The organism is Nitrosovibrio sp. Nv6 (genome assembly GCF_900110495.1).
Classification (GTDB): Bacteria; Pseudomonadota; Gammaproteobacteria; order Burkholderiales; family Nitrosomonadaceae; genus Nitrosospira.
Window position 1 is genome coordinate 981,734 of record NZ_FODX01000001.1, and the last position, 17,806, is coordinate 999,539.

At 54.3% G+C, this 17,806-nt stretch carries 14 protein-coding genes and 1 tRNA gene; 6 read left to right on the forward strand and 9 right to left on the reverse strand.

Translation table 11 applies throughout. The features are described from left to right. Nucleotides 1-7: 7 nt before the first annotated feature. Together leuC and BMX66_RS04645 are read right to left on the reverse strand one after the other, a co-directional pair. A complete protein-coding gene (leuC, locus tag BMX66_RS04640; RefSeq protein ID WP_090879879.1) occupies nucleotides 8-1,417 on the reverse strand; it encodes a 3-isopropylmalate dehydratase large subunit in 1,410 nt (469 codons plus the stop codon). A gap of 112 nt (nucleotides 1,418-1,529) precedes the next feature. Further along, a complete protein-coding gene (locus tag BMX66_RS04645) occupies nucleotides 1,530-2,678 on the reverse strand; it encodes an MFS transporter (protein ID WP_090878796.1) in 1,149 nt (382 codons plus the stop codon). 284 nt (nucleotides 2,679-2,962) lie between these two features. Here BMX66_RS04645 and BMX66_RS04650 point away from each other — a divergent pair, with 284 nt between their 5' ends. Next, the gene (locus BMX66_RS04650) at nucleotides 2,963-3,241 is read left to right on the forward strand and encodes a helicase C-terminal domain-containing protein (protein ID WP_255398811.1); all 279 of its coding nucleotides are present in this window, start codon (nucleotides 2,963-2,965) and stop codon (nucleotides 3,239-3,241) included. On the opposite strand, the gene BMX66_RS04655 is transcribed toward BMX66_RS04650, so the two are convergent. Continuing rightward, entirely contained in the window at nucleotides 3,222-3,761 is a 540-nt protein-coding gene (locus BMX66_RS04655; protein ID WP_090878797.1) for a PRC-barrel domain-containing protein, read from the reverse strand. The genes BMX66_RS04650 and BMX66_RS04655 overlap by 20 nt on opposite strands. 432 nt (nucleotides 3,762-4,193) lie before the next feature. On the opposite strand from BMX66_RS04655, the gene egtB reads away from it, so the two are divergent. From egtB to BMX66_RS04680, 5 genes are all read left to right on the forward strand, one after another. Continuing rightward, a complete protein-coding gene (egtB, locus tag BMX66_RS04660; RefSeq protein ID WP_090878799.1) occupies nucleotides 4,194-5,513 on the forward strand; it encodes an ergothioneine biosynthesis protein EgtB in 1,320 nt (439 codons plus the stop codon). Beyond that, nucleotides 5,510-6,490, forward strand: coding sequence for an L-histidine N(alpha)-methyltransferase (gene egtD, locus BMX66_RS04665; protein WP_090878801.1), 981 nt, complete (start codon nucleotides 5,510-5,512; stop codon nucleotides 6,488-6,490). Before egtB ends, egtD begins: the two co-directional genes overlap by 4 nt. Nucleotides 6,491-6,692: 202 nt before the next feature. Continuing rightward, on the forward strand, nucleotides 6,693-7,442 hold the full coding sequence (locus BMX66_RS04670; protein ID WP_090878802.1) for a TerC family protein: 750 nt from the start codon (nucleotides 6,693-6,695) through the stop codon (nucleotides 7,440-7,442). 219 nt (nucleotides 7,443-7,661) lie between these two features. Further along, on the forward strand, nucleotides 7,662-9,491 hold the full coding sequence (mnmC, locus tag BMX66_RS04675; RefSeq protein WP_090878804.1) for a bifunctional tRNA (5-methylaminomethyl-2-thiouridine)(34)-methyltransferase MnmC2/FAD-dependent 5-carboxymethylaminomethyl-2-thiouridine(34) oxidoreductase MnmC1: 1,830 nt from the start codon (nucleotides 7,662-7,664) through the stop codon (nucleotides 9,489-9,491). Nucleotides 9,492-9,799: 308 nt separating this feature from the next. Further along, nucleotides 9,800-10,186: a hypothetical protein gene (locus BMX66_RS04680; protein WP_090878806.1), complete on the forward strand. Its 387-nt coding sequence runs from the start codon at nucleotides 9,800-9,802 to the stop codon at nucleotides 10,184-10,186. 764 nt (nucleotides 10,187-10,950) lie between these two features. Here BMX66_RS04680 and BMX66_RS04690 read toward each other — a convergent pair. The 6 genes from BMX66_RS04690 to BMX66_RS04715 all read right to left on the reverse strand — a co-directional run bounded on the left by BMX66_RS04690 (nucleotide 10,951) and on the right by BMX66_RS04715 (nucleotide 17,376). Beyond that, nucleotides 10,951-11,027, reverse strand: a tRNA-Arg gene (locus BMX66_RS04690). Between the two features lie 204 nt (nucleotides 11,028-11,231). Continuing rightward, nucleotides 11,232-12,221 carry a zinc-dependent alcohol dehydrogenase family protein gene (locus tag BMX66_RS04695; protein ID WP_090878811.1) on the reverse strand — a complete coding sequence of 330 codons (990 nt, stop codon included), beginning with the start codon at nucleotides 12,219-12,221 and terminating at the stop codon, nucleotides 11,232-11,234. 47 nt (nucleotides 12,222-12,268) lie between these two features. Further along, nucleotides 12,269-13,360: a galactokinase gene (gene galK / locus BMX66_RS04700; protein ID WP_090878814.1), complete on the reverse strand. Its 1,092-nt coding sequence runs from the start codon at nucleotides 13,358-13,360 to the stop codon at nucleotides 12,269-12,271. Nucleotides 13,361-13,457: 97 nt separating this feature from the next. After that, on the reverse strand, nucleotides 13,458-14,543 hold the full coding sequence (galT, locus tag BMX66_RS04705) for a galactose-1-phosphate uridylyltransferase (RefSeq protein ID WP_090878816.1): 1,086 nt from the start codon (nucleotides 14,541-14,543) through the stop codon (nucleotides 13,458-13,460). Continuing rightward, entirely contained in the window at nucleotides 14,544-16,325 is a 1,782-nt protein-coding gene (locus BMX66_RS04710; protein ID WP_199679269.1) for a glycoside hydrolase family 2 TIM barrel-domain containing protein, read from the reverse strand. It lies immediately after the preceding gene. A gap of 469 nt (nucleotides 16,326-16,794) precedes the next feature. Then, entirely contained in the window at nucleotides 16,795-17,376 is a 582-nt protein-coding gene (locus BMX66_RS04715; RefSeq protein WP_090878821.1) for a hypothetical protein, read from the reverse strand. Between the last annotated feature and the right edge of the window lie 430 nt (nucleotides 17,377-17,806).

The window sequence follows — 17,806 nt, forward strand, 5'->3', positions numbered from 1 at the left end:
TCAAATTCTAATATATTTCCCTTATATCCACAAAATGTCCCGCCACCGCTGCCGCTGCGGCCATTGCCGGGCTCACGAGATGAGTGCGGCCCCCGGGACCCTGCCTGCCTTCAAAGTTACGGTTGGAAGTCGACGCACAACGTTCCCCGGACTCAAGCCGGTCATCGTTCATCGCAAGACACATTGAACAGCCAGGTTCACGCCATTCAAATCCTGCATCGCGGAATATCTTGTCGAGCCCCTCCTGCTCCGCCTGGTATTTGACCAGACCGGAACCCGGCACGACCATCGCCAGTTTGATGTTCGCGGCAACATGCCGGCCTTTGACCACGTCCGCCGCCGCCCGCAAGTCTTCTATGCGCGCATTTGTGCAGGAACCGATGAATATCTTGTCCGGCCGAATTTCGCTGATCGGCGTGTTGGGCGCCAACCCCATATACTTCAAAGCGCGCTCCATATCATGGCGCTTCACGATATCGGTAATTTGCGATGGATCGGGCACGCTTCCATCTATGGTCGTTACCATTTCCGGAGACGTTCCCCAGGTTACCTGCGGCTTGACCTGCGCCGCTTCCAGCGATATGGTCTTGTCGAAGCTCGCACCCTCATCGCTTTTCAGCGTACGCCAGTAAGCAACCGCTTTTTCCCACAAATCACCTTTTGGTGCAAAAGGGCGTCCGCGGAGATATTCAATAGTGGTATTGTCCGCCGCCACCATGCCGGCGCGCGCACCCGCCTCGATAGCCATATTGCATAGCGTCATGCGCCCTTCCATGGAAAGTTCGCGTATGGCGCTACCAGCGAATTCAATAGCGTAGCCCGTGCCTCCAGCCGTACCAATCTCGCCGATGATGGCAAGCGCGATATCCTTGGCAGTGAGGCCATGACCGAGTTCGCCCTCGACCACAACCTGCATCGTTTTTGCTTTTTTCATCAGCAGACACTGTGTCGCGAGCACATGCTCCACCTCCGATGTACCTATACCAAAAGCAAGGCAGGCGAATGCGCCGTGCGTGCTGGTATGTGAGTCACCGCAAACTACTGTCATGCCAGGCAGGGTAGCGCCCTGTTCCGGACCAATTACGTGGACAATGCCCTGGCGCAGATCGTTCATCCTGAACTCGGTAATACCCAGTTCTTCGCAATTCTGGTCTAGCGTCTCCACCTGAAGCCGCGATGTCGGATCACTGATGCCATGGTCGCGCCGGGTCGTGGGCACGTTGTGGTCCGCCACCGCCAGAATGGAATCCAGCCGCCAAGGTTTGCGGCCGGCCAGCTTCAACCCTTCGAATGCCTGCGGGCTGGTAACTTCGTGTACCAGGTGGCGATCGATATAGAGCAGCGTCATGCCATCCGGCTTGTCGGATTCTTCATGAACCACATGACTTTGCCAAAGCTTGTCGTATAACGTTTGCATATTGCTGAATTCGGGTTTATTCGAACTTGAATTCTTATGGGATTTGAAATTATCCCATAACGGCACACCGAGAGACAGTGAGAACGTCACTATCCTCGTGCTTGTTTACTATTTACGGTTGATCTTCAACGTCCATCTTCCAGATCACCAGCCCCAATCCGAGCAAAACCGCAGCTGCGCTCAGCGTGAACGTCAGACCCGGCCCCAGCCACTCCCAGGCATAGCCGCTGAATATACCCCCAAACGTACCGCCGAGACCAAATGTAAGGCTCGTATAGAGCGCTTGTCCCTTGGCCTGATGGCGTCCCCGAAAAAATTGATGCACCACCATCATGGCCGTAGCGTGATGGGCGCCATATGTCGCAGCGTGAAGTATTTGCGCGAGCAATATTATAATCGGCCAGTCCACTCCCCAGCCGATCATCAAAAAACGCGCTATCGCGCAGCTCAAGCTGAAAGCCATAATCTGTTTGAGGCGGAATCGGTGCATCAGTTGCGGCATCAGGAAAAATATGCCGATTTCGCAAGCTACACCTATGGCCCACAGCCACCCGACCGTACTCTTGCTGTAACCATGCTCGACCAGATAAATTGAATAAAAAGTGTAATAAGGACCGTGAGCAAGCGCCATTAACAGGCAGGCTGCAAAAAAAGCCAGCACTTCCGGCCGCTTGAATATTTGCCGTACGGAGTGCCCGTCGGCGGCGTGAACCACTATTTCGGCTTCGGGAATCTGGCGTGAAAAAAATACGATACCCAGCTTGAACCCAAGCGCTGCCCATAACAGCGACCCTATGTCTGTGGCATCCAGCAGATAGCCGACACCGGTTACCGCGAAAATGAATCCAACTGAACCCCAGACTCGAATACGTCCATATTTTGTTACGCTCTCACCCAGATAAGAAAGCGTCGTTGCCTCGATCAACGGCAACGATGCGCTCCAGAAGAAACTCATCAGCACCATGATCGCGAATATCCAGGCAAACGACTCGCCGAAGAAGAACCCGCAATAGCTCATCAACCCCGTAATTGCCGCCCATCGCACGATCAGCAGGCGCTTACCAGTGTGGTCGGCAAGCCAGCCCCACGCAGCCGGCGCAAAAATACGCGTTACATGCAACAGCGACATGAGCACGCCAATCTGGAAGGCGCCGAACGAAAGGGATTTGAGGTAAAGGCTCCAGTAAGGAGCAAAGGCACCGATAAAAGCGAAGTGGAAGAAATAAAAACCGGAAAGACGCCAGTAGGGAATAGGATGCATCAGGCTGATTCTAGCAGGCTACTGACCAGCAGCGAGGCTACCACGATCAACAGCCGACGAAAGAGGCAACGTTTCTCAGTCAAATCCAACGCCCATCACTAACCCAACGCTGGTACGGAACCATACACCTTCAGTAGGCAGACGGGCGGCGGAAACTCATCCATTACCAGGTTACGGGCATGAGTCCAGATTGCCTTCAACGAAACGTTATGAGTGCGACGTATGAGCACAAAGTTCAATGCCGGCTATGACTATACCTACTCTTTCCGGGCATACAAAAGGTAGTGCAAGCTGCAGGTCGTGTCATTCGCACGCAACTCGATCAGGGCATTGTCTACCTTATCGATGACAGGTTTACACGGCTTGAAGTGCTTCGTCCATTACCAGGCTGTGGAAAGTTGAGCGATATAAAACAAGAGAGGCAAGATAAACCTGCCTCTCTTTTCTGTTACAGAACATCCAGTCTGGCTGAGGCTGATAGCGCTAAAGTTGTCGAGCGCTTTTACCTATGGATGTCTTCAATTTCGGCTGCCTTTAATGCGATCAGTCCAACTCGCGCTTGACGTGATCGGTGCCGACCGGCGCTACCGGAATGATTCTTTCGTCGTTCCTGTGAGGCGGTGTCGTATAGTCCTTGGTGGACTTCGTGTCCGTGTAGCTTGTGTCAGTGTACGACTTTGCTCCGTAATAGGAGTGGATCGTGCTCTGCCAGGTGGGATCCGCCATATCGGGCCAATCATCCTTATCGAATCCCGGCGCGGATTCAAGACGTTCCTTATCCACGTTGAGGATGAAACGCTTGTTTTCCGTGTCCAGTTTGAGCGCACTCCAGGGCACCGCGAAAAGTTTGTTGGCAATACCCATAAATCCACCGAATGACAACACGGCGTAGGCAATTTTGCCATTGTTCATGTCCAGCATGATTTCCTTGATGTCGCCGAGATCCTCATCCTTTTGATTGTAAACATCCTCTCCAATGAGTGTGTCAGCGCCCATCAGCCGAGGTCCTGGTCCCTTTTCATCATAGCTTTTGTACATATCGCTTTTGTACATGCCGTAGGTATCACGATCTTCGTAGCTCATGGTTATCTCCTGTGAAAGTAGTTGAATTATAGGCTTTGTTTGACGCCCGATGGATTCTATACCTGGCCGCTTCGATTCCATTTCCGAAGTGCTTCAGACGTCTACAGAATGCTTGAATCATGAAAACGGGTCAGTGCGGTAACGTACAAAGAGCTCTTTTTTCAATCACCAAATATTATCGGCGACAACCAGCCAGCGACGACCGGCGCTCCATCCGGCGCCATTTGATTGCCGTATGTCTGACAGCGCACAGAGCATCCACTCACGTCTATGGAAAATCCATAGTAGGAATAGTGCTAATTGGCTAATTGGGCAAATCTTTAACTCAAGCGAACGATTCATGCGACATGGCCATCAAGAAACAGTTTGCCATCGACTATTGGAACTGGTTTCGCAACCCGTAGCCGTGAAGAACTCAACAGACGAGTAATCATGCCCGGAACTTCCAATCCACATATCGAATCTTCGTTGGCGCATAAGTGCGTGGAGCAATACGACGAAGTGCGCAATCAAACCTTGAAGCTGGTCGAAACACTCACGCCGGATGATCAGATGGTGCAATCCATGGCGGACGCGAGCCCGACAAAGTGGCACATCGCGCATACAACCTGGTTTTTTGAAGCATTTATCCTCATACCGCACGTGCGTGACTATGTGCCTTTCGATGCGCGCTTCAGCTTCCTGTTCAATTCGTACTACAAGCGGCTGGGAGGTCATCCCCATCGCACCATACGGGGAACGCTTTCCCGCCCTACCCTCGATCAGGTTCGCCTTTATCGTACGCATGTCGATTACCACATTCATGAACTACTCAATCGCGGTGCTTCAGCCGAAGTTTTGCGATTGCTGGAACTAGGGATGAACCATGAGCAGCAACATCAGGAGTTAATCGTTACCGACATCAAGCACGCATTCTGGACCAATCCATTGCGTCCCGCTTACCAGCCCAGCCAGCCCAGGCAGATTCGTGTTGTTGAAGCGCCTGCTGAGCCGCCGCTGACCTGGTGTTGTTTCGACGATGGTATTTATGAGGTAGGACATGAAATGGGGGGCTTTGCGTTTGATAACGAGTTGCCGCGGCATTACACCTATATAAACCCGTTCTGTATCGCCTCCCGGCTTGTTACGAATAAAGAGTATCTGGCATTCATGGCCGACGACGGTTATAGACGCCCGGAACTTTGGCTCTCCGACGCCTGGGATCATCTTTGCGAGCATGGATGGATAGCACCGCTCTACTGGGAGCAGGCGGGGGATGACTGGGCTCAGTTTACTTGCCGAGGCATGCAGCCGTTAAACCCTAACGAACCGGTATGCCACGTCAGCTTCTACGAAGCCGATGCCTTCGCCCGATGGGCAGGCGCGCGGCTCCCCACGGAGTTCGAATGGGAGATTGCAGCCGATGCGACTAAAAACGCAGGCAGGATATCGGGAAATCTGCTGGAGAGCGAAACATACCATCCACGACCGCTCCATCCGGCGGGGTCGCAAGAGACGGACTTGCAACAGATCTTCGGGGACACGTGGGAGTGGACCGCGAGCCCCTACTCCGCATATCCAGGTTATTGCGCACCATTAGGCGCCGAAGGGGAATATAACGGCAAATTCATGTGTAACCAGATGGTGTTGCGCGGCGGGTCGTGCGTCACGCCCGAATCACACATACGTAAATCTTACCGTAATTTTTTTCTTCCCCAGATGCGCTGGCAGTTTTCCGGCATAAGATTGGCTCACGATCGGGGTGGCTCATGATCAGATCTGAATATTTGAATCGAGTATCCGTCCCGCCCTCCATTCCGGCCACGGATATAGCGGGAGACGTATTGGAAGGGCTTTCCCGCACGCCTAAAAGCCTGCCGCCGAAGCTGCTTTATGACGCACGAGGTTCAGCATTATTCGAACAAATTACCTGTTTACCAGAGTATTATCCGACACGGACGGAAGCAGCCATATTGATGGCTCATGCCGACGAAATATGTGCCCGGCTCGGCCGAAACGTTTCCGTCGGCGAACTCGGTGCCGGGACCGCGACAAAGACGCGCATTTTGTTGCGTTCGTTGCTGCGCCGGCAATTCAGTGTAAATTACTTTCCACTTGACGTCTCCGATGCTGCTCTGCAATTGGCGAAAGAGGAAGTCGAAAGAGAATTGCGGGCGGTGAATGTGCATCCCCAGGTTGGGGATTTCGAAGACTTGACGTTCCTCGAACTGCAGCCCCGACCACGTCTGGTTCTGTACATAGGTTCAAGTATTGGTAATCTGGAACACGACGAAGCCATCGCCCTGCTCCAAAATGTTGCGCGGCACTTATCAAGCGGAGACCAGCTACTGCTTGGGGTGGATCTCGTGAAGGATAGCGCTGTCATGCATGCGGCGTATAACGACAGTGCCGGAATAACCGCTTCGTTCAACAGGAATCTTCTCGTTCGCATCAATCGGGAACTTGGAGGACACTTTGACCCTGACGCATTTTGCCATGTATCTTTCTGGAACGAGGCGGCATCGCGGATTGAGCTGCATCTGGAAAGCCGGCGTCCCCAGTCAGTAAGAGTGGATGCGCTTGATACGACACTGCGGTTCCATCAGGGGGAGCGTATTCATACGGAAAACAGCTACAAATATACGATTGGGCGCATGAAGGATCTGCTCCGGCGCAGCGGCTTCGAAGTGGAACATACCTGGACAGATTCTGATTGCTGGTTTGCGTTAAGCCTGGGCGTGATAATATAAAACCCTGACATGTTTTAAGATTGTTTCCCCATCAGTGTTGCTGGCGCTCCCTCACGATAATCTGCAAGATACAAATTCGAAAGGCCAATGAGTCAGGTTTGTCACAACATCCGGTATTATTATAGAGAGTGGGAACGAAACTATATTACGTTCAAACTGAAGCTGCTTTGCCTTGAAAAATGAGTTGAAATGAGAGAAGCCGATGTTTGAGTGGCTGGCTAGCCCGGAAGCGTGGATAGCGTTAGTGACGTTAACCACGCTGGAGATTGTTCTAGGCATAGACAACATTATTTTCATCTCGATTCTTGTCGGTCGTCTCCCCGAAGCTCAGCGTAATTTCGCCAGAAGGACGGGGCTCGGTCTGGCCATGCTCACCCGGCTCGGTTTACTGTTCTCCATTTCATGGGTGATGGGATTAACCAAACCGTGGTTTTCGGTATTTGGCAACTCGGTTTCGGGACGGGATGTCGTGCTGATAGGAGGAGGCCTGTTTCTGCTGTATAAAGCGACACACGAAATACATAACAGCCTCGAAGGTGTGGAAGAAAGCGACAAGAAAGTTGTCGTCACAGGCATGGGAATGGTGCTGCTTCAGATCACCATCCTGGATATTGTGTTCTCGCTGGATTCGGTCATCACGGCGGTTGGTCTGGTCGAACATGTGTCACTGATGGCAATTGCCATTGTTCTGGCGGTACTGGTTATGCTGATAGCCGCAAAGCCTATCGGCGATTTCGTAGAAGCCCATCCCACCATCAAGATTCTGGCACTTTCCTTCCTGATATTGGTAGGAATGACACTGATAGTCGAGGGCTTCGATGTACACGTCCCGAAAGGCTATATTTATTTTGCGATGGCATTTTCAGTCGGCGTGGAATTTCTCAATCTTCGGATGCGTAAAAAAAGCAGGGATACCGTCAAATTACACAGGCACATCAGTAACATCGACTGAGCCCAGCCTGCACCTTCCCAAGTCTTCATTTGCTCGCTTTCTTTTAACACATCAACGAACAGCTTCAACAACCTCTATTACGTCGCAGCTCTGAACCGGTGCGGGAAATGATGAGCGCTTCAAAAAGTCCCCTTCACGCTCAGTTTGAACATATATGGAATGATTTGGCCAAGTCACAAAAGCGATCTGTAACAAAACCATATGTCAAACCTATCGTAGATGCTTGACTGGCAGAACGGGCAACCCTTTTCCTCCCGTTTCGGCGATGTCTATTTCTCAAGCGATTCCGGGTTGGCGGAAAAACGCCATGTTTTTCTTCAAGGCAACCGGCTGGCTGAGCGTTTTGCATCATTGCGGGCCGGAGACAATCTTGCCATCGGCGAAACGGGCTTCGGCACGGGGTTGAGTTTTTTATGCACCTGGAAACTATTCGATGAGGTTGCCCGCTCATCCAAATGCAGCCTTGATTTTTTCAGTGTCGAAAAATATCCTCTCAATGAACGCGAACTGAGCGACACGCTGGCGCTTTGGCCGGAATTGCGGGGGTACGCCGATAATCTCATCGCACGTTGGCGGCGCCGCGTGCCCGGCTGGAATCGATGGAGCTTTGCCGAAGGACGGGTGCGCCTGACGCTGGTGATAAGCGATGTAACCGAAGCGCTCCCTGAAATTTGCGGCAGCATCGATGCATGGTTTTTCGATGGCTTTTCGCCGGCGCGCAATCCTGAAATGTGGACACAACAGGTCTTCCAGGGCGTTTTGCGCGCCTCACGGCCCGGCGCCACATTTGCGACCTACACCAGTGCCGCCGCAACAAGGCGGGGTTTGGCGCAAAGCGGCTTTGAGGTTAGTAAATCGCCCGGCTTCGGCCGCAAACGCGAGATGCTGCAAGGCTATCTTCCCGGCTTGCCCCCGATGCGAACCACTCCGGCAACAGCCATTGTTATCGGCGGAGGTGTAGCCGGCTGCGCCGCGGCCTCGGCACTGGCAGCGCGCGGTGTTTCCGTTAAACTGATCGAGCGCGCGCCAGCACTGGCTGCAGGGGCATCGGGCAATGCAAAGGGTATATTGCACACTCGACTGAGTGCCGGCATGAACTCGCTGCAACGCTTCGTATTGTCATCCTATGGGCACGCACTTGCCTTGCTTGATGAAAAGCTACCGGTAGATGGCGCCGTTCGCGCGGAATGCGGCGAGTTGCAGCTGGCATTTTGCGAAGAAGAAGCAAGACGGATCGACAGGCTGGCGGCGCTTGCCTGGCCGCCTCATGTCTTGCAACGAGTAGATGCAACTGAAGCTTCCAGTCTGGCTGGTATCGCGCTGGCGCATGGGGGTTTGTGGTTTCCTGCCGGGGGATGGATCGTCCCGCCACGGCTGTGCGCGGCATTGGCAAGGAGTCCGGCCATCGTGCGGCATACGGGGCACCTTGTGGAATCGTTGAAAGCAGTGGAAGGCGGGTGGCGTGTGGAAGGAAAGGGCCAGCATGACCAAGCATGGTCTCATGAGGCTCAGGTAGCGGTGGTCTGCACTGCATACCAGTTGAAATCATTTGCGCCGTGGGCAAACCTGCCGCTGACGCCGGTGCGCGGACAGATCACCGCATTACCGGCCACACCTCACAGTGTAAATCTGCGGACAATTGTATGCGCCGGGGGTTATCTTGTTCCCTCCATTTCCGGCCTGCATATGGTGGGAGCAACGCACAGCTTCAACGATGAGTCGGTTGACTTGCGGGCATCCGATCATGTCGAAAACTTGTCCAGACTCACGGAAATATCTCCGGTACTGGCCAAGGCAATGAATATTGATTCGTTGGATGTCGGGCAACTATCTGGCCGTGCATCGGTGAGAGCCTCCGTTCCAGGCGCAATACCACTCGTAGGCGAGCTATTGCCCAGACTTTATACCAGTCTCGGTCATGGCACTCGAGGCATCATTACCGCCGGACTTTCGGGGGAATTGATCGCAGCGGACTCATGCAGACAATTGTCGCCCTTGCCATTGGCTGTGGCAAATGCATTGAGGCCCGCTGGACGAGCTGTCAGGTAATGACAACGTACGCGGCTGACTATAAACAGCACATGCGTTTTGGGCTGTTAGGTTCTTTCCAGATATACCTTGGGTGGCGACGATAGAGGTAGGGGTGTACTTAAGTCCAATGGGCAACGAGCTTAAAAAGCCATAAAATACGCAGCACATCTCGCTGGATAATTTGCGCTATATGGCATTCAGACGGGGCATTCGGACGGCCGTCACTCTTCCCTATCAGGACGCCGATCCCGTCATTCCACCCGTCGGCGAGAGAAAGAGAGATTTTTGAACCATTTATCAGGTGCGTTGCCTAAAGGAATTTTCGTATGAATGCCAAACCCAAGCGCCAAGCCCCGCAAATTGACAATTTCAGTTCTGAAACAACGCAACCGCTTAAACCGATCAATTCCTGGACGAGCGCTGCAATCGGCATTACCGCATATATATTCGAAGAGTCGGAAGCCGCCATACGCGAATCGGGTCTGGTGCCCGAGTGGGTGAGCTATCCAGCCGATGGCCCGGGCAATGGTATTGCCGTACCCGCACATCATGCTTTTCCAAGCTATATGAAGCTTGTGAGATTGAAAAGCGGACGTTTACGTCTTGTAATCGATGTCCGTGCTGTGCTGCCTGGAGATACCCAATTCCAGCGCTTTTTAGGGAGTCTCACAGCGGACGCGAGCCTTTCTCTGGTTGGAAGAGAGTCTGCATGACTGAGCAAACAACTCTCTCATCCGCACAAGTCCTGTAGGTCGGAATCTAAATTGACGGGATTTGTTGCGTCGCGTGAAGTAACTTCTCAACGAACTCCAGCCTACTCCATTCCGCGGATGATGAGTGCGATAGCTTTCTCAAAAAAACCTACGGTTTGTTTAATTCAAAATGGTATCAACTGCGGAACATTCCGCTCCCGTTCAGAATGGCAGTAGGGGCAATGGGTGGAGCGAGCCGTAACGTGCGACTGACCGTTATCCTATCCTGAACGAAAGTCAATTCAGGAAGGATAAAAGGGTAGTGACCGGACAGTCACACCATGTGATCTGCCTTGACTAGTGCTTCGCAGCGACTGATCCGCGATACACCTGCCCTCCCAAGCAGGCACAATGAGGCAGCCTTCCACCTATATCCAGCCGACATCTGCATCTGATCAACAATTTAATTGCTCAGTCTTTCGACCTCATCCTGATGTTTGCCTGAGCCTCTGCTTTATTGAGGGCGGAAATGCTGCGCCCAAATGCATCTCTCGTTTTCCTGTCAGCCTGAGCGCTCTTTATGCTGCGCTCGCACCGCCAGCGTTTGCCCGTCTTTGTGACAACCAGACGCATTTCATCTCGTGAATGTTGAACGTGACAATGGTAGCAATAGATATTGGTAGGCATGATAGTTTTCCTTGTACGCATTCCCAGCATTTGGCGATAAGCGGCTGGAGTCTGAAAAAAATAAGGGGCTAGACTTATTGCCTAACCCCTTTTTTTAATGGCGCGCCCGGCAGGATTCGAACCCACGACCCCTTGGTTCGTAGCCAAGTACTCTATCCAACTGAGCTACGGGCGCCTAAAAGCTGGTCAAGTTTCGGCTGGTCAAGTTTTGCCCAGAGTATTAAAAATTGCCCATCCATCATTATATCAGACTGATGGGCTCAAGGGTCAAAGCAATTTCGAACCCAAACCGCTGCTATTCTCTCTCGAAACTAAAAAATACTGACGTGGAAATACGGGCTCAGGAAGCTGACAGGGGTATCCAGAATTTCATACCGGCTTAAAAATCGGGAATGAGCACGGCCGCGCCCGTCAGTTTCCCTTCACGCAGCCTCGTTAAAGCTGTATTTGCCTCACTGAGCGGCAGCAATTCCGTAGTCACCCTGATAGGTATTTTCGGGGCCAATGTCAGAAATTCTTCGGCATCCTGGCGGGTAAGATTGGCAACGGATACCAGGCGTTTTTCACGCCATAGAATGTCATAGGGAAAAGCAGGAATATCGCTCATGTGAATGCCCCCACAGACGACGATTCCGCCCGCGCGAATTGATCGCAGCGCAGCGGGCACGAGAGCGCCCACGGGCGCGAAAATAATCGCGGCGTCGAGTTCTTCTGGCGGCGCCATATCTGAATTGCCTGCCCAGGCCGCGCCCATCCTGACGGCAAAATCCTGTGCCGCAGTATCTCCAGGCCGCGTGAAGGCAAATAATTTCCGCTCCTGATAACGCAGGATCTGGGCGACGATATGAGCCGCAGCGCCGAAGCCGTAAATTCCAATTCGCTCAGCGTCGCCAGCCATTTTAAGCGCGCGGTAACCGATCAATCCGGCACACAACAGGGGCGCGGCTTCCACGTCGCTATAAGTGTCGGGAATACGGAAACAATAACGGGCGTCGGCGACGGTATATTCGGCGTAGCCTCCATCTATCTGATAACCGGTAAATCTGGCGTCTGCACATAGATTCTCGCGTCCGCTGCGGCAGTAGCGGCACTCACCGCAGGTCCAGCCCAGCCAGGGAATACCGATCCGTTCACCCACGGAAAAATGGCGTACGTTTGTTCCACACGCCGCCACTCGTCCTACGATTTCATGTCCCGGAACAATCGGCAGTTTTGGATCGGGCAATTCGCCGTCCACCACATGCAAATCAGTGCGGCAAACAGCGCATGCTGCAACCTTGACCAGCAGTTCATCGGGACTTGGTCGTGGACGGGACAGCGAGCGCTTTTGAAGCATCTGTCCAGGCACGTTCAGCACCATTGCGTACATGGGATCGTTTGGCGTAAACGTCTCGATACAAAATCGGCGATTGACGATTATGGTCGAACTGAGCGGTCACGGGCGCTTGACGGCACAAGCATGCGGCCGCTGAAACCCGATCTCGAATAATCGAGCAATACCCCTTCGGAAATTTCCGGCAATGCTTGCGGTTCGCACAAGGCTACGCATGCGCCCCCAAACCCGGCACCGGTCAAGCGGGCTCCATATACGTGAGAATGTGCCTGCAACAATGCTACCAACCGATCAAGTTCCGATACCGAAACCTCATAGTCGTCACGAAGGCTGGCATGCGATGCGTTCATCAGAGCGCCAAATTCTTCTGCGCCGCTGCAAGCGGCCGCCAGAAGCACCCGTTCATTTTCGCTCACGATATGGCGTACCCGGCGGCGCAACGGCTCAGGTAGAGTATCCGCAACCGAGATATCGTTAACATCACGCAGCGAGATCACCCCCAGCCGCCGCGCCGCCTCTTCACATTCGGCCCGGCGTTGATTATAACCACTGCCCGCCAAGGTGCGGGCTAACCCCGAATCGAGTACCAGTACCGCCGATCCAGGCGGCAACGGGATGAGCCGACGCTCCAGCGTGCGAGTGTCGAGAAGCAGGGCGCTTTGCGTTCCGGCAAGGCTTGAAGCCATCTGATCCATGATGCCGCAGCGGACGCCGGCGTGCTTGATTTCGGCGCGCTGCGCAAGCTGTGCTATAAGTACGTCATCCACGAGCTCACCGGTCAAACTACGCACAGCCCGAAGTGTGGCAACTTCCAGCGCCGCACTGGAAGACAAACCTACTCCAATAGGTACATCTGACTGAACATATATATCCGAGGCCGGAGTTTTGATTCCGGCAGCATGCGCTTCCACGAGACAGCCATAAACGTACGTGGCGAAATGTTCCGTGGGGGGTGAATCAAGCGTGAAGCGGACTGTACAGTCGAGCATCTCGGAACGCAGCACATACCTACCTTCATTATTGCGGCGCATGCTGACACTCGTCTGCTGCTCGATGGCGATTGGCAGCACATAGCCGTCATTATAATCCGTGTGTTCGCCCAGCAGATTGACCCGCCCGGGAGCTCGCGCCACCACTTCCGGCGATCCGCCAAATACCGCTTCGAAACTGCTCATCCGAGCTCCAGACGAGTATCAGGGCGCAGGCCGTCTCGCCGGATTTCCGCGTCGGGCAGGAGATCAGGGTGGATGCTGGCGCAACAGGGGGCGGGATTCATTCGAGAGCGACCTCCACTTGCTGAAGTTCGCGAGCCTTCTCTTCCGGCAGCGCATCCATCGCGAAAAACCCCGCTGCTATTTCGGTTCCGGCGAGATATTTGAGGCGGTCGCGGGTGCGATAGGGCGGATAGAACTCCGCATGAAGATGCGACTCAGGGTGAGCCTGGCCATCAACAGGCGCCTGGTACCAAGCCATCAAATATGGAAAAGGTCTCTGCCATAGTCCATCATATTTCAGTAATACCGTTTTTAACGCCCGCGCCAGGTCAGCGCGCTGATCGGAGGTGAGTCGAATAAAGCTTTCGACTGGCTCGATGGGGGCGACCCATACTTCATACGGGTAGCGCGCGCATGCAGGAACGAAAGCTACAGCATGGGAACCTTCGTAAAGCATGCGCAAACCAGCACGGCGCTCCGCCGCGATGAGATCCTGCAGCACCCCGCTCCCTTTTTCTCCGTAATAACGTTGTGCTTCCTGCTGCATGCGTGCAGGCACCGGCGGCACGAGGGGGTAGGCATAGATCTGGCCGTGGGGATGGTGCAAGGTCACACCAACCTCCGCCCCGCGGTTCTCGAATGGCAACACGTAGGCGATATCCTGCCGCTGCGCCATCCGGTCAGTACGATCTCCCCATACTTGCAGCAACAATTCGATGTGAGCAAGCGGCAGCGCCCCGAGCGATGCCGCCGCATCCTTCGTAAAAACAACCACTTCACAGTGCCCTCCCGCGTGCTTGCTCGGCACGATCAAAGCGGGCGGCACTGCACTGACCCCGCCGAGTGATGGAAAACGGTTATCGAACACCGCCACGTCCCAATCTCCAGCGGGTACCTCCGTGGGGTGAGCCGGGTCCGTGGTCACCCCTAGTGGATTGTACTCGGGGGGAGGCAAGAAGGTACGCCCTTGACGATAGGCGGCGTATGTGACCCATTCACCGCGGAGGGGATGCCACCGCAAGTGTGGACTTGCGTTCAGCGGCGCATCGAATGGGCTCGGTGCGGTGATTTCGGGGTTTATCTCCTGGCGTGCATAGAGGGTTAGCCGCCGACCGTCGGGCTTGATGAGATCGAGCGAATACACCTAGACCCCTCCGGGTATATGCGTGCGCGAAATGCGCGTCACCTTTGCGATTTCCTCAATGGGGATTTTCGGTGTGCGATCTGCACAGAGCAATCCGTTCGCTTCCTGAAAAGTATCAGCAAACTGGGTGTAGCAAAAACCGCTGAAGAGCGCGGTATGAATGATCGTGAGCATCAGGTCGCCATACATCCGCGCGAACTCATCGGCGTCCTTGGCGTCTGTATAGCCCCACGAGTGCTCGACGCCCGGCTGGGGACACATGGCGAAGGCAATGCCGCCGAACTCGGTCAGCATAATCGGCTGACCCCGATGCGGGTAGCCGTCGAGCGTCAGAATCCGGCCGCCCGGCCGTCTCCGGTCGAATAACTGCTCGGGTTGGACTTCGGCGCCATAACGCTGACGCAGGTGCTCGATGTTAGCGTCGTAATCGTGAATGCCGATGATGTCGGTGGCGCTGCTTTCCCAGCCGTCGTTGCCGATTACAGGCCGAGTGGCGTCCAGCGTTTTCGTCAGATGATACAGCGCTTCGACAGCATGGCGCTGCTTGCCCACCGCCGTGAGTTCGGGTACGCCCCAGGATTCGTTGAAAGGAACCCAAACGATAATGCAGGGATGGCTGTAGTCGCGCTCGATAACCTCTGTCCACTCGCGCACAGTCCTTTTGATAGCACTGCGCGTAAAACGATAGGCTGAGGGCATTTCTTCCCACACCATGAGCCCCAGCCTGTCCGCCCAGTAGAGATATCGGGGATCCTCGACCTTTTGATGCTTACGCACGCCGTTGAATCCCATCGCCTTCGCAAGCTCCACATCTCGCCGCAACGCGTCATCGCCGGGCGCTGCCAGCAGGGTATCGGGCCAATAGCCCTGGTCAAGCACGAGTCGCAGGGTATATGGCCGTCCGTTGAGCATGAAGCGGTCGCGCAGGATATGCACTGATCGCAGTGCGGTGTACGAAGTGAATTCGTCCACCACTTCTTCTCCTCGCATGAGCCGCACAGTCGCATCGAGCAATGTCGGACGTTCGGGGCTCCACAGCAATTCATTGCGATAATCGTCGATACCGGGGTCGGACAGCACAATGAGCCGGTCGACTTCACGGTCCACCACCTGGTATCGGTCATGCGCAAGCAGCTGCTCGCCATTCCGCAGGCAGACATCCACAGTAAGGTCGGCGGCGCACTCTCCTATGACCCGGGCCTCAAAACCAATGGCGTACGTCTCGACCTCGGGCGTCCACCGGATTTTTTCAATATAATTATCCGGCACCCGCTCTATCCAGACTGTCTGCCAGATTCCTGTCGTTCGTGGATACCAGATGGCATGAGGCTCCAGTTGCCAATCCTGCTTGCCGCGCGGCTTGGCCAGCTCATGCGGGTCGTCATCCACTTGCACCGTCACCCTCTGGCTCCCCGACGAGTTCAGCATGTGAGTGATATCGGCCCAGAAAGGCGTGTGCCCGCCTTCGTGCGTGACAGCCAGACAGCCATTGATCCATACTCGCGCCGCGTAGTCCACCGCGCCGAACCGCAGAATCACGCGGCCGGGAGATGGCTCGCAGTCGAAGTCCCGCTCGTACCAGCACAGCGGGTGAAAGCCTCGATCGCCGATCCCGCTCGCTTCAGATTCGGGCGGAAAGGGCACGGTAATCTTTAATGGCCAGGTCGTGATTTGGGATGGCAGCGCAAATTCGCCCGCGTCGTCATAGCAAAAACGCCACGTGCCGTTGAGCGAAGTCCAATTCGAGCGCTGCATCTGTGGCCGGGGGTAGGCGAACTCCAACGCACTTCTCCTCTAACAGGCATTTGCACGCTTGTCACCGAGACCAGCGGCACCGGGTTGCATCCGCCTTGACTTACGACATGCGATGACTATGGCTTACGTTTCCTACTGCGAATACCGCGGTCGGGGGAAGCACTGGTATCCGCAGACAAACGGTATCGATCAGGCAGGTAATCATACTATCCCAGTCTCAAATGTGGGTAGAAACGAGCGTAGAGATGAGACGTCGAATGTTTAGATTATCAGTAAAATAAGCCGTTAACAAGAAAAAGCCCGGCTACTACTGGGACGCGGTGAGCCGTATCTCCAGGTAAGCGATTCCGGTAACGAGTCTTGGATCTTCCGCTTCACTTTGAATAGAAAGTGAGGTTCAAGAACCTATTGTTGGGCCTTGGCTTTTCGGTTGCGATGAGTTCTGCAGTTTGAGCGATGAATGGCTCATAAAACTTGGGAGATGTGCGGCAGCAACTTACTCCTGATTATCATGTTCTGCCTGAGGCGGGACTTGCTCCCAATCACCGGGACATTCCTTCACCTCGGGATAGTAACCTTCCGCTTCCCGGCAGTAATACCAATTATTAGTTTGCGGTTCGGGAGCCGATTGGGTGTCTTTTTTTTCGACATATACGACCCCCGGTTGAATAGGGCGAAAATTCCCCGGAGAATATCCATAATACGGCGCTGGCGTATAGCCGAAGGCACCAAAGCCGAAAGCCGGGCCGAACCCATACGCGGGCCATCCGTGGATAATATGGGTATGATGACCTGTTCCGTGATGGCGATGACCACCATGATGGCCATGTCCGTCGGGACGCCCATCTTTATCCCGGTCCTCTCCTTGATGATCATCCTGTTCGCCATCCTCATCTTCCGCACCTTCGCTGTCGGTACCGCTGTCAGCACCTTCGTCCCCCGCGTCGTCTCCTCCGCCATCGAACCCTCCATCGAATCCGCCATCATCTCCGTCAAAAGCTATTGCCGCTCCCGCCGGAATCAGCCCGATCAAGGCGACGATCAAGCATGAGAAACATAATAGATTGAGTTTTTTCATGATAGTGCCCGTTTAAGCCTGTTAGACGAGGAGCTCCTGTGACCAGAAAAGGTCGCAACATACGTAGCAGCGCGAATAAGGGTACGAGCGGGCTTCAATTTCATTAACGCGCGGCGCGGTTGTTCGATGACAGCGGCAGCTCGCTCGGACTGGTCCGGGATTGGGAACTGAAGTCGGGATTGGGAATTCTACTCAGGGCGGGCTGATTGGTTCGGCTATGCCTCGCCGTCCTGATGGGTTGGTTAGAGTACAGAACTAAAAGCAACTCAAACCCGCTTCGGGGTTAAAGCAGACCATCGACAAAACGGCGGAGAAACTTTCGATACTCTCAGATACTGTGAATAGCTGCGGGGCTAATGGGCGTCATTCATAGGGCTCAGTAGCCGGTTGCTTGGAGGGTGACCTTCTGAGCTGACTCCACGCGCCCTGC